General features: G+C 73.1%; 13 protein-coding genes. 7 read left to right on the top strand and 6 right to left on the bottom strand.

Going from position 1 to position 11,905, the window contains the following annotated elements; all coding sequences use genetic code 11:
* Positions 1 to 49 precede the first annotated feature (49 nt).
* From FL583_RS33555 to FL583_RS33575, 5 genes are read left to right on the top strand one after another with little or no spacing between them, the layout of a single operon-like run.
* Positions 50 to 1,078 carry a BMP family ABC transporter substrate-binding protein gene (locus FL583_RS33555; protein ID WP_142708915.1) on the top strand — a complete coding sequence of 343 codons (1,029 nt, stop codon included), beginning with the start codon at positions 50 to 52 and terminating at the stop codon, positions 1,076 to 1,078.
* On the top strand, positions 1,075 to 2,598 hold the full coding sequence (locus FL583_RS33560; RefSeq protein WP_142708916.1) for an ABC transporter ATP-binding protein: 1,524 nt from the start codon (positions 1,075 to 1,077) through the stop codon (positions 2,596 to 2,598). The genes FL583_RS33555 and FL583_RS33560 overlap by 4 nt, the downstream gene beginning before the upstream one ends.
* Entirely contained in the window at positions 2,598 to 3,629 is a 1,032-nt protein-coding gene (locus FL583_RS33565; protein ID WP_142708917.1) for an ABC transporter permease, read from the top strand. The genes FL583_RS33560 and FL583_RS33565 overlap by 1 nt, the downstream gene beginning before the upstream one ends.
* Complete coding sequence (locus FL583_RS33570) at positions 3,626 to 4,540, top strand: ABC transporter permease (RefSeq protein ID WP_142708918.1); 915 nt, start codon at positions 3,626 to 3,628, stop codon at positions 4,538 to 4,540. The genes FL583_RS33565 and FL583_RS33570 overlap by 4 nt, the downstream gene beginning before the upstream one ends.
* Complete coding sequence (locus tag FL583_RS33575) at positions 4,537 to 5,529, top strand: nucleoside hydrolase (protein WP_142708919.1); 993 nt, start codon at positions 4,537 to 4,539, stop codon at positions 5,527 to 5,529. Before FL583_RS33570 ends, FL583_RS33575 begins: the two co-directional genes overlap by 4 nt.
* On the opposite strand, the gene FL583_RS33580 is transcribed toward FL583_RS33575, so the two are convergent.
* The 5 genes from FL583_RS33580 to FL583_RS33600 are packed head-to-tail and all read right to left on the bottom strand — an operon-like array spanning position 5,468 to position 8,975.
* Positions 5,468 to 6,439 (bottom strand): sugar nucleotide-binding protein, encoded by a 972-nt coding sequence (locus FL583_RS33580; protein WP_142708920.1) that lies wholly within the window; start codon positions 6,437 to 6,439, stop codon positions 5,468 to 5,470. The genes FL583_RS33575 and FL583_RS33580 overlap by 62 nt on opposite strands.
* A gap of 4 nt (positions 6,440 to 6,443) precedes the next feature.
* Positions 6,444 to 6,944 (bottom strand): hypothetical protein, encoded by a 501-nt coding sequence (locus FL583_RS33585; protein WP_142708921.1) that lies wholly within the window; start codon positions 6,942 to 6,944, stop codon positions 6,444 to 6,446.
* A gap of 8 nt (positions 6,945 to 6,952) precedes the next feature.
* The gene (locus FL583_RS33590) at positions 6,953 to 7,735 is read right to left on the bottom strand and encodes a hypothetical protein (protein ID WP_142708922.1); all 783 of its coding nucleotides are present in this window, start codon (positions 7,733 to 7,735) and stop codon (positions 6,953 to 6,955) included.
* Positions 7,732 to 8,463, bottom strand: a complete 732-nt coding sequence (locus FL583_RS33595) for an ABC transporter ATP-binding protein (protein ID WP_240746899.1) — start codon at positions 8,461 to 8,463, stop codon at positions 7,732 to 7,734. The genes FL583_RS33590 and FL583_RS33595 overlap by 4 nt, the downstream gene beginning before the upstream one ends.
* Positions 8,460 to 8,975, bottom strand: coding sequence for a PadR family transcriptional regulator (locus FL583_RS33600; protein WP_205752703.1), 516 nt, complete (start codon positions 8,973 to 8,975; stop codon positions 8,460 to 8,462). The genes FL583_RS33595 and FL583_RS33600 overlap by 4 nt, the downstream gene beginning before the upstream one ends.
* A 121-nt stretch (positions 8,976 to 9,096) precedes the next feature.
* Here FL583_RS33600 and FL583_RS33605 point away from each other — a divergent pair, with 121 nt between their 5' ends.
* The gene (locus tag FL583_RS33605; protein WP_142708923.1) at positions 9,097 to 9,585 is read left to right on the top strand and encodes a hypothetical protein; all 489 of its coding nucleotides are present in this window, start codon (positions 9,097 to 9,099) and stop codon (positions 9,583 to 9,585) included.
* Entirely contained in the window at positions 9,582 to 9,917 is a 336-nt protein-coding gene (locus FL583_RS33610; RefSeq protein ID WP_142708924.1) for a winged helix-turn-helix domain-containing protein, read from the top strand. Before FL583_RS33605 ends, FL583_RS33610 begins: the two co-directional genes overlap by 4 nt.
* Here the strand turns inward: FL583_RS33610 and FL583_RS33615 are convergent.
* Positions 9,908 to 11,881, bottom strand: a complete 1,974-nt coding sequence (locus FL583_RS33615) for a serine/threonine-protein kinase (protein WP_142708925.1) — start codon at positions 11,879 to 11,881, stop codon at positions 9,908 to 9,910. The two genes, FL583_RS33610 and FL583_RS33615, sit on opposite strands and share 10 nt — an antisense overlap.
* Positions 11,882 to 11,905: the final 24 nt, after the last annotated feature.

The raw sequence follows: 11,905 nt of genomic DNA on the forward strand, positions 1-11,905 counted from the left end.
CCTTAAGCTGCTCGGAACGTAACCCAGTTAGCCGGTAGGAGAAGTGAAGATGAGACGGTTATTGGCCATCGGCCTCGGAGCCGCGCTGACCGTGATGGCCGTCACCGGCTGCAGTGCCGACAGCGGTTCGGGCTCGTCCGGCGGCGGCTCGTCGCAGATCGTCGTGATCACGCCGAACCCGGTCGGCGTCGACGCGTTCCTCAAGCTCAGCGTCGACGGCTCGAAGGCCGCCGCGAAGGCGCAGAACGCCGACGTCAAGGTGTACGAGAGCACCGACCCGACGAGCATCTCGCAGAACCTGCAGGCCGCGATCGACGCGAAGCCCAAGCTGATCATCGCGATCGGCTTCAACTTCGACGACCTCATGAAGACCGCGCCGGTCGACAACCCCGACCAGCAGTTCCTCCAGGTCGACTCGTGCCCGGAGAACCCGGCGAAGAACCTCACCTGCGCCCGGTTCAAGGAGTACGAGGCGGTCTACCTGGCCGGCGTCGAGGCCGGTCTGCTGACCAAGAAGAACGCGATCGGCGCGGTCGCCGCGCTCGACTCGCCGTTCATCCACCGCTGGACCGACCCGTTCGGCGAGGGCGCGAAGTCGGTCAACCCGAAGACCGCGTTCACCCCGCTCTTCGTCGGCGGCAACAACCCGTTCAGCGACCCGGCGCGGGCGAACGCCCAGGCCACGACGCTCGGCCAGAAGGGCGTCGACTACGTCATGGCGGCCTCGTCGGCCGGCAACACGGGGGTCTTCCAGGCCGCGAAGGCCGGCGGCTTCAACGCGTTCGGCGTCGACGTCAACGAGTGCGGCAAGCAGCCCGGCGTCGTCGTCGACAACGCCATCAAGCGGGTGGACGTCGCGATCGAGAACGCGGTGAAGGCGATTTACGGCGGGAAGCCCGGCGGGGTGACCGAGTACGGCCTCAAGGAGGACGGGGTCGGTCTGACCGGCCTGGAGGACGACGTGGCGTCGTCCGGTTGCCTCATCGCGCAGCACCCCGACGTGCTCGCGAAGGTGAAGGAGGCGCGTGACCAGATCGTCGCCGGCACGCTGACGATCAAGGACCCCGCGGCCGCATGACCTCCCGGGTCCGGCTCACCGGCATCACCAAGCGTTTCGGGCCGGTCCTGGCCAACGACGACGTGGATCTCGACCTGCTCTCGGGCGAGGTCCACGCCGTCGTCGGCGAAAACGGCGCCGGTAAGTCGACATTGATGTCTGTTCTGTATGGAAGTGTCCATCCAGACGCCGGCCAGATCGCAGCGAACGGCGTCCCGGTCCGGTTCACGTCGCCGGGCGACGCGATCGCCGCCGGTATCGGCATGGTCCACCAGCACTTCCAGCTGTTCGAGAGCTTCAGCGTCACCGACAACGTCATCTACGGCGCCGAGCCGTCCCGGCGCGGGGTGATCGACCGGGCCTCCGCCCGCGACCGCGTCGCCGCGCTGATCGAGGAGTACGGCTCGACGCTGGATCCGTCCGCGGCCGTCCGGACGCTGCCGATGGGGCTGCGGCAGCAGGTCGAGATCCTCAAGGCGCTCTACCGCCACGCCGACGTGCTGATCCTCGACGAGCCGACCGCGGTGCTCACCCCGGCCGAGACCGGGCTGCTGTTCACGTCGCTGCGCCGGCTGGCCGAGCGGGGCGTCGCGATCGTCCTCGTCACCCACAAGCTCGACGAGGTGATGCAGGTCAGCGACCGGGTGACGGTTCTGCGGCAGGGCCGCGTCGTCGAGACGGTCCCGACCGCCGACACCACCCCGGCGGCGCTGGCCCACGCGATGACCGGGCGGGACATCGAGACCGCGGTCAACGACGCCCCGGCGTCTCCCGGAGCGGCCGTGCTCACGGTCACCGACCTGCGGATTCCGGCCGAGGGGACCCGGGCGGCGATCGCCTGCGACCACCTGCGGGTCCGCGCCGGGGAGATCGTCGGGATCGCCGGCGTCGCCGGCAACGGCCAGGCCGAGTTCGTCCAGGCCGTCGTCGGCCTCCGGCCAGCGTCGGGCTCGGTCACGATCAACGACGTGGACGTCAGCCGGGCGGACGTCCGGCGGCGGCGCCGGGCCGGGATGGCGTACGTGCCGGAAGACCGCGCTGCCGTCGGGTCGGCCCGGGCTCTGAGCATCTCCGATAACCTGGCGGTGGGGCGGTTCCGAGGCTGGCTCAAGCCCTCCGCGCTGCGCAGACATGCCGCCGACCTGATGGAACGGAACGACGTCCGGGGGGCCGGCCCGGAGGCCCGGATGTCGTCGTTGTCCGGCGGGAACGCGCAGAAGGTCGTGCTGGCGCGCGAGCTCTCGCAGCGGGCGCCGCTGCTGGTGGCCGAGAACCCGACCCAGGGCGTCGACGTGGGTGCGATCGAGTACATCCACCGCGAGCTGCTGGCGTACCGGGCGGCCGGCAACGGGGTGCTGCTGGTGTCGAACGAACTGAGCGAGCTGATCGCGCTGGCCGATCGGGTACACGTGCTGGTCGGCGGCCGGTTCGTGGCGTCGTTCGAGCGGGCTCAGCTCTCCGAGGGCCGCCTCGGCGAGGCGATGACGAATGCCGGAGCCGGCGCCGGGACCGCGGCCCTGACCCCGCCGGAAGGAGACTGATGGCGATCCTGCGGCGGGTACTCACCGGGGCCGCACTTCCCGCGCTCGTCGCCAGCTTCCTGGTCGGGGCGCTCGTGCTGCTCAGCGCCGGAACCAACCCGCTCACCGGCTACCAGGCCCTGGTGCGGGGCGTGCTGCTCGACACCAACCTGCCCTACCTGGCCGCCGCCTTCGCGCCGATCCTGGGCATGGCGGTGAGCTTCGCGGTCCCGCTGCGGATGGGCGAGTTCAACCTCGGCGGCGACGGCCAGCTGGTGCTCGGGGGCATCACCGCGGCGGCGGTCGCATCGGCCGTCCCGGACGCCGGGCTGCCGGGCTTCGCGCTGGCCGCGCTGGCCGGGGCCGCGGCGGCCGCCGTCTGGGCGGCGCTCTCGGTGCCGCTGGCCCGCTGGGGGCGGGTCCCGATCATCATCTCGACGCTGCTCCTCGGGTTCCCCGCGGTGTCGTTCGCGTCCTATCTGGCGCGCTACCCGCTCACCGACAAGGGCACCGGCATCCCGCAGACCCCGCGCCTCCCGGACGCGATGCACCTGCCGTCGCTCCCGGCCAGCGCGTACGTCAACGTCGGCCTGGTCGTCGCGATCGTGCTGTTCGCCGCGTACTGGGTCGTGGACGCCCGAACCGGCACCGGCCTGGAGCTCCGGACGCTCGGCGCGAATCTCCGCTTCGGGCAGTACGTCGGCATCGACGTCGAACGGCGGACGCTCGGCGCGCTGGCCGTCAGCGGGGCGATCGCCGGCCTGACCGGCGCGTTGATCGTCGCCGGGCCGCCGTACCGGTTCATCGACGGCGCGCTGGTGGCGCCGGGCTACACGTTCACCGGCGTCACGGTCGCACTGATCGCGTCGGCCCGTCCGGCCGGGCTGCTCGCCGGGGCGTTGCTGTTCACCGCGCTCCAGGTCGGCGGCACCGGGATGGAGCGGGACGTCGGCATCCCCCGCCAGCTCACCGCGATCATCCAGGCCGCCGTCGTCATCACGTTCGTGCTGATCGTCGCCGTGCGGGCCCGCCGGAAGGTGGTCGCCCGATGAACGTCTTCACGCTCGGATTCGTCGCCGCGGTCCTGATCGCGCTGGCACCGGTGCTGCTCGCCGCGCTCGGCGGTGCGCTCTGCGCCCGCGTCGGGGTGTTCAACATCGGCCTGGAAGGGCAGATGCTGCTGGGCTGCTTCACCGCGGTCGCGGTGAGCGCTCGCACCGGCAGCGCGGAGCTCGGGGTGGCCGCCGCCGCCGGGGCCGGGGTGCTGACCGCGCTCGTGCTCGCGATCGGGTCGGTACGGCTCAACGCCGACCCGATCGTGCTGGCGATCGGCACGAACCTGCTCGCGGTCGGGCTCACCGGCTTCCTGCTGCGCTCGGTGCTGGGCACCAGCGGCACGTACAGCAGCCCCGACCTGGCCGGTCTGACGCCGCTCGGGTCGACCTGGGTCGGTTCGATCCCGGTGCTGGGGACGGTGCTGGCCGGCAGCAGCTGGCTCGTCGTGCTCAGCCTGGTGCTCGTCGTCGTACTGGCGGTCTTCCTGTCGCGCACCCCGGCCGGCCTGCGGCTGCGCGGGATCGGCGAGAACCCGGACGCGGCCCGCAGCCTCGGGGTCGACGTGTCGCGCTATCAGCAGGCCGCCGTTCTGGTCGCCGGTGCGCTCTGCGGGCTGGCCGGTGCGCAGCTCGCGCTCGGCAACGTCCAGCTGTTCAGCGAGCAGATGACCGCCGGTCGGGGCTGGGTCGCGGTCGTCGCGGTCATGCTCGGCCGCGGCCGGCCCGGCTGGGTGCTCGGCGCGTCGGTCGTGTTCGGCGCGGCCGAGGCGTTCGGCTTCCGCCTGCAGGGGCTGGGACTCCCCCAGCAGGCCACCGACGCTGCGCCCTACGTCATCACGCTGCTCGCCCTGATCTTGACCTCGGTCCGCTGGCGCCGGACCGTGCAACCCACCGGAGGAACCCCATGACCGCGGTAGTGATCGACACCGACACCGGCATCGACGACGCTCTCACGCTCGTCTATCTGGCCGCGGTCGGCGGCGTCGAGATCGTCGCCGCCACCGCGACCCACGGGAACTGCTCGACGGCCGACTCGGCGCTCAACGTCGGGCACGTGCTCGCGCTGTGCGGGCTTCCGGACGTGCCGATCCACCTCGGGCGCCCCGGCCCGATCAGCGGCAAGGACCCGCGGTACTCGTTCCACGTCCACGGGCACGACGGCCTCGGTGACCTCGGGATCGATCGCCTGCCCGGCCACCAGTCGGCCGAGCCGGCGGCCGAGGCGCTGGTCCGGATCAGCCGGGAACGGCCGGGCGAGGTGGACCTGCTCGTCCTCGGCGCGATGTCCAATATCGCCGACGCGATCGCGATCGACCCGCTGGTCCTCACCCGGTACCGGTCGGTCGTCGTGATGGGCGGCTCCGGGCCCTACCAGCCCGCGGGCACGATCCTCGAGGTCGACGCGAACGTCGACGCCGACCCGCAGGCGGCCGAAGTGGTGTACGGCGCGGAGCACGGGAATCTGGTGATGGTGGGCGTGAACGTGACGACGCCGGCGATCCTCGACGAGCAGTTCATGGCCGCGCTGGCGGCGAAGGCCGGCCCGGTGACCTCGTTCTGTTCGGCGATCCTCGGGTACTACCTGGACTTCTACCAGGAGAAGTGGGGCCGCCGGATCTGCTCGGCGCACGACCCGCTGGCCGCCGGGATCCTGCTGCACCCGTCGTGGATCACCCGGTCGGCCGACGGCCCGGTCAACGTCCGCGACGACGGCTACGCCGTCCGGGCCCGCCTGATGCGCACGGCCGACCTGGAGCTGCCGGCCTTCCCGCTCGTCGAAACGCCGGACACGCACGTCGTGCTCGACGTCGATCAGCGGGCTTTCCTCGCCGAGTTCACCGACGTCCTGGCCAATGCGGACGCTCGCCTGGCGGGCGAGGGGCCAGGAAGGTCCTAGCACCGCGGAGCCGGGTGGTGAGCTTCGCCTGAGTGGCGGTGCAGTCGAGGCGGACGTCGAGCGGGGCGGGCGGGCCCAGCTCGGCTCGCCGCCCGGTCGGGAGGTGATCGGTCGGGACGCCGTCGCGGCGCCCGATCAGCACCCCGAGCTCGTGCCGACTGACCGCGTCGGGACCGGCGACGTGGTGGACGCCGGGGTGCGCGGCCAGTTCGAGCAGCGCCGACGCCAGGTCGGTGACGTGCACCGGGCAGCGGATGTCGTCGGTGAACAGGACCCCGCGGCTGGGATCGGCGGCCAGCCGGTGCAGGAACCGCTCGTGCTGCGACTCCCCTTCCCCGACGACCCCGGGCCCGACGAGCCCGGGCCCGACGAGCCCGGGCCCGACGATCAGCGACGTTCGCACGATCGCCGCGTCGGGCGCCATCGCGGCGATCGCGGTCTCGGCGGCTGCCTTGGCCGCGCCGTACGGGGTGATCGGATCCGGCAACGCGGTCTCGTCGTAGCTCGGCGCCGCCCCGGAGAACACGACGTCGCTGGAGACGTGCACGAGCCGCGCCCCGGCCGCGGCCGCCGCGAGCCCCACGTGTGCCCCGCCGGCAGCGGTGGTGGCCCAGTCCGACTGCCGGTACGCCGCGTTGACGATCACGTCGGGCCGGACGGCGGTGCCCAGCGCAACCGTGCCCTCCCGACTCCGAACGTCGACCCGCCGCCACTCGACCCCAACCGCCCCCGCGCCGCCCCCTGGTGCGCCACCCCCGACCGCGCCACCCCCGACCGCGCCGCCCCCGACCGCGCCGCCGCGGACGGGGTTGCCGTAGTACGTGGCCACGACGTCGTGCCCGGCCGCCAGCCCCACCCGGACGACCTCCCACCCGAGAAACCCGCTACCCCCGACGACCAGGATCTTCACCCGCTCACGCTATCCGGCCCGGAGCCCCTCGGCCGCGGACCGGCGGCCGCCCAGCACCGCCCGGCCCCGCGGTGAGCCCGGCGATCACCCCACCCGCGGCAACGACCAGCACCGCGAGCCCGACACTCGCCTGCCCCGGCGACGCCCCCAGCGCCTGCGCCAGCGCCGACGACCGCCGGTTGTCGAGCACGGTCACCCAGGCGAGCACGATCGCGCTCACCGCCGCCAGCACCGCCCGGCGCGGTCGCCGCCCGGCCACCCGGAGAGCCAGCAGCAACGCCACCGGCAGCCGGGACGACACCCCGATCAGCCACCCGACCCGCCGCGACGCGCCCGCCGGACCCCGGGCGGCGTCCGCCAGCGCGACCGCGGTGCTGGTCCGGGCCGCGCGCCGAGCCGGAACCGCGGTCGCGACGCCGACGACCAGCAGGGCCGCGCCGAGCACGGTCCCCATCGTCGCCGGGGTGAGCGCCGGCGTGCCCGCGCGGCCCAGCAGGCCCGCCACCGAGCCGGTCAGCAGCGGTGCGGCGCAGGACGGCCCGGTGGCCGGACGCGTCCCGCTCCACCACCACGGCGCCGAGCGTCAGCCCGGCCGCCGCCGCGACGACGGCCACCAGCAGGTACTCGGCCAGCAGCACGGCCGCGGCCAGCCCGGCCGTACCGCCGGCCGCCTCGAGCAGCCCGACCCGCCGGGACTGATCCGCCATCCGTCCGCCGACCAGCACCGACAGCCCGGCCACGGCGAGCAGGCCGAGCAGCCAGTCCCCGATCAGCAGCAGGATCTGCGTGTCTGCGGCGAGCTCGGTCGCGGCGCCGCGTCCGGATGGCCAGCCGAAGGTAGTCGACGTAGACGTCCGCACCGAGGCTCTGCAGGTCGGACCGGGTCAGCCAGATCAGCCCGGGATTGCGCAGCACGTCGGCCGGGAGGTCGTCGGCCGCGCCGTGCCCGCAGTGCACCAGACAGTAGGCCGCCGGATAGGGCGGCAGCGCCGCACTGACCGCGACGCCCACCACGGGGAACGACCGCCCGTCCACGGTGCCCGGATCGCCGACCCGCACGCCGAAGGCGTCCGCAAGAGCACCTTCGACCACGACGCCGCCGGAGCGGACCCAACTGCCGTACAGCACCTCGGGCCGGTCGACGGAGCCGGTGACGCCGTCGGCGCCGGCGAGCCCGGCCAGATCGGTCGCCCGTCCCACGGCGACGACGTCGGGCCCGGCGGTCGCGGCCCGGGTGTCGGCGTACGGGTCGGCGGCCGCGTCGCGCAGGGTGAGCCGGGCGATCAGGCGGATCATTGCTCGTCGAACCCGATCAGTGCCGAGAGCTGCCCGGTCGCGCCGCCGGAGAGCCAGGTCTCGTCGACGAACACGCCGTCGCGCATCGTGATCAGGCGGTCGGCGGTGGCTGCGATCCGCGAATCGTGGGTGACGATGACCAGCGTCTGCCCGGCCGCGTGCAATTGGTCGAAGAGCTGGAGGACGTCCATCGTGGCGGCGCTGTCGAGGTTGCCGGTCGGCTCGTCGGCGAAGACGACCAGCGGCTCGTTGGAGAGCGCGCGGGCGATCGCGACCCGCTGCCGCTGCCCGCCGGAGAGCGCGGACGGCAGGAACCGGGCCCGGTCGGCCAGCCCGACCTGCTCGAGCAGTTCCAGCGCCCGGCGCCGGGCCGTCCGCGGTGACCGGCCGGCGAGCAGGGCCGAGAGTTCGACGTTCTCGACCGCGGTGAGCTCCTCCATCAGGTGGAACGTCTGAAAGACGAACCCGACGTCGCTCCGCCGGATCCGGGCCACGCCGGTCTCGCTGACGTCGTCGATCCGGCGGCCGTTGAGCTCGATCTCGCCTCGGGACGGGCGGTCGAGGCCGCCGAGCAGGTGCAGCAGCGTCGACTTCCCGCAGCCGCTCGGCCCCATCACCGCGACGGTCTCCCCCGCGCGTACCTCCAGGTCGACGCCGTCCACGGCGCGGACCAACCCCTCGCCCCGGCCGTACCACTTGTGCAGGCCACGGGCGGACAGCACGGTCACGATCCACTCCTTCGCTGGGTCCAGCTCTGTTCACAGGCCTCGAGCCACCGCAGATCCGCCTGGAGGCGGAGCACGATGCCTTCGAGCAGCAGTCGGGCGTTCGATCCGTCCGGTTCGGACATCGCCGCCCGCTGCGCCTCGCGCAACCGGCGCAGCAGCTCGCGGCGTTGGGTGTCGACGATCGTGATCGGGTCGGCGAGACCGGCCTGGGCGGCGGCGATCAGCTTGAGGTGGAACTCCGCGAGGTCGGGCTTCGGCCAGCTGACCTCGGCGATCCATTCGGCGACACGATGCTGGCCCGCTGCGGTGAGAGCGTAGACCTTCCGGTCGGACCGCTCGGCGTTGTCCACCGTCAGCAGGCCGGCTCTCTCCAGCCGGGTCAGCGTGACGTAGATCTGGCCCGCGTTCAGGGCCTCGCCGAGCGGACCGAGGGCGTCACGGAGGCGGGCGCGGAGCTGATATCCGTGCGAGGGCTCCTTGGCCAGCATCGCGAGCACGACCTCCTGCTGCACGGCCCCTCCTAGCTAACGGTTAGCCGTCACTCTAACGGTTGGCCCCAGCCGTGAGCCACTACTTGCCCGAACGGAAAACAGTGACTACTTTCTAGATAGGCAAGTAGTCGAGGGAGGCGTCATGGACGACGAACAGCGCACTGCGGCCGAAGCGCTCGCGGCCGTGCAGTCCCATCAGGACCGGGCCCGGCGGGCGGCCCGCCTGCCGTGGTGGTTCTACGCCGCGGCGTTCGTACTGATCGCGGCCGGCGTCGCGAGCAACGACTTCGTCAGCCTCAGCGGGGCGAAAGTGCTCGCCGGGGTGATCGTCGTCGTGCTGGCGGTCGTGATGATCGCGCGGTACGCGAGCGGAACCGCGCTGCTCAGCCAGCTCCGCGGGGTGCAGCCGCGGTCGTACGACGCGCGTGCGGTGATGGTCGTCGTGATCGCCGGAGCGGTCGGCGGGTGGCTGGCCGCGCGCTTCGGTAGCGGGGCCGCCGAGCGGCTGGCCGACGACCTCGGCCTGCACCGGTTCCCGTACACGGTGGACGGCGTCCTGGCCGGCGCGTTCATCGTCGGGGTGCTCGCGCTGGCTCAGCTGGTCGGCGCGCCCCACCGTCCGGCTCGATGACCGAATCCCCGGCCTGGAGCCGGACGCCGGGCCTGGACCGACTCCTGTCGGACCCGACCCGGCTGGCCCTCATGTCGGTCCTCTGCTCGGTCGACTGGTGCGACTTCGCCTTCCTGCGCGACCAGGTCGCGCTCTCGGACTCCGCGCTCTCCAAGCAACTGGCGACGCTCAAGACCAATGGCGACGTCGAGCAGCGGCGCACCTATCTGGGTCGGGTACCCAAGACCACCGTGCGGGCGACCGACCAGGGGCGGGCCCGGTTCCTGGCGCACGTCGAGGCGCTACGCGCGATCGTCGAGCGCACGCCCCGCCCGCCGGACGGTCAGGGCTGAGCGAGCCGCCAGAGGTGGGTGGCGACGGAGCCGTTGCCCGGGTTGGCGGTGAAGACCTGGTAGCCGCCGCCGGCGAGCGGGCTCGACGACGTGGTGCTCAGTTCCCAGGTGGCGCCGTCGACCGGGACGTTGCTGCCGATCTTCCAGGTGTCCCCGGCGCCGGCGCGGAGCTGCCAGTACTGGCCGGCGGTGTTCGCGTTGCACTGGGACGTGTAGGCGCCGTGGGTGCCGGAGAAGCCGTTCGGTGGGGTCGTGAGGTTGCCGGACAGGCACCAGCTGGTGCCTCCGTCGCCGGCCAGCCGGTTCTTCAGCTGGCCGGACGACTGCACCGACCACCATTGGCCGTCGGCGCCCGGGTTGCATGTGACGAGGTAGATCGAGTGGGTGCCGGCGCCGCTGGAGGATTGGCCGAGGTTGGCGGACAGGCAGTAGCCGTCGTAGTTGGCGTTCTCGAGCTGGTAGAAGCCGGTGGGCGCTGACCGGACCGGGTCCTCGGCGGACTGCCCGGTGGTCTTCCCGGGCCGCGGCGACGGGGTCACCGTGGTGCTGGTCGTCGGCGACGGTGGGGCCGACGGGGTGGAGCCGCCGCCGGACGGGACGCTCGGGTTCTCGCCGACGCCCGCGCCCTGGGGTGCGCCCAGCGATTGTTGGGCCGTGGCCTGCAGGTTCTCGTCGCCGCCGGACCGGAGCACGATCACTCCCCCGATCGCGATCAGCCCGAGCGCAACCGCCGCCGCAACCCCACCAATCGCGTACTTCCGCCCCCGATGCCCGCCGGCGACCGGCCCGCCTCCGCCCGGATTCACCGGCCCGCGCTGCCCACCCGCGAGCGGCACCGCCGGTCCGCCGGGACCGCCGGCGACTGGCGTCGGCGGGCCGTCGGGCGTCCGCCGGAGTGCGGCACTCCGGACGGCAGGGGCGGCCGACGACGGAGGCGTCGGCATCGTCGGGAGGGACGCGCCGGGCGGGACCGGGCCGGAGGGGAACAGCGGCGGCCACGGCAGCGCCGGGCCGGCCGGCACCGGCGGTGGCGCCGGATAGCCGCCCGGGTCAGGACCATCGACGTAGCCGGCGCCCGAGTCGAAGGCCGGCCAGGCACCGGGACCGGCCCCCGAGGCCGGTGACGCCACCGCGGCGATCGGATCCGTAGTCGACGCCGCGCGGGCCGCGGCCGCGAACGCCGCCGCGCTCGGCGGCCGCTGCGACGGCTCCTTCGCCAACGCCCGGAACACCAGGTCCGCGACCGGCCCGGGCACGTCCGCGGGCAACGGAGCCGGCGACCCGTGCATCAGCGCGGCGATCACCTGCACCGGATCGTCCCCGGGAAACGGTGGCTTCCCGCTCAGACAGCAGTACGCCACCGCCCCCAGCGCGAACACGTCGATGGCCGGCGTCACCGGACCGCGCGCGGCCTGCTCCGGCGCCATGAACTGCGGCGACGCGATGATGACCGACGTGCCGTTCCCGGCCCCCGACCGCGCGATCCCGAAGTCGACCAGCACGATCGCGCCGTCCGCGCGCACCATCAGGTTGCTCGGCTTCACGTCCCGGTGCACGATTCCGGAGTCGTGCGCGACCTGTAACGCCTCCGCGGCCTGGGCGACGATCGACAGCGTCTCGGCGACCCCGAGCCGCCGCGCCGACTCGATCCGCTGCGCCAGCGGCGCACCCTCGATGTACTCCATCACCAGGTAGTCGATCCGCACGTCCCCGACCTCGACGTTCTCGCCGTAGTCGTAGATCTGGACGATTCCCGGATGGCGCAGCGCCGCCATCATCCGCGCCTCGGCCCGGAACCGGGTGATGAACTGCTCGTCGTCGATCAGCGCGGGTAACAGCGCCTTCACCGCGACCGTGCGGTGTAACAGCGTGTCGGTGCACTCCCAGACCTCGCCCATGCCCCCCTTGGCGATACGACGGGTGAGCAGATACCGATTCCCGAGCCGGAGTCCCTGGGCGAGCACCCGGCCACCCTACCGTTACACCGG

Source organism: Cryptosporangium phraense, assembly GCF_006912135.1.
GTDB classification, from domain to species: domain Bacteria; phylum Actinomycetota; class Actinomycetes; order Mycobacteriales; family Cryptosporangiaceae; genus Cryptosporangium; species Cryptosporangium phraense.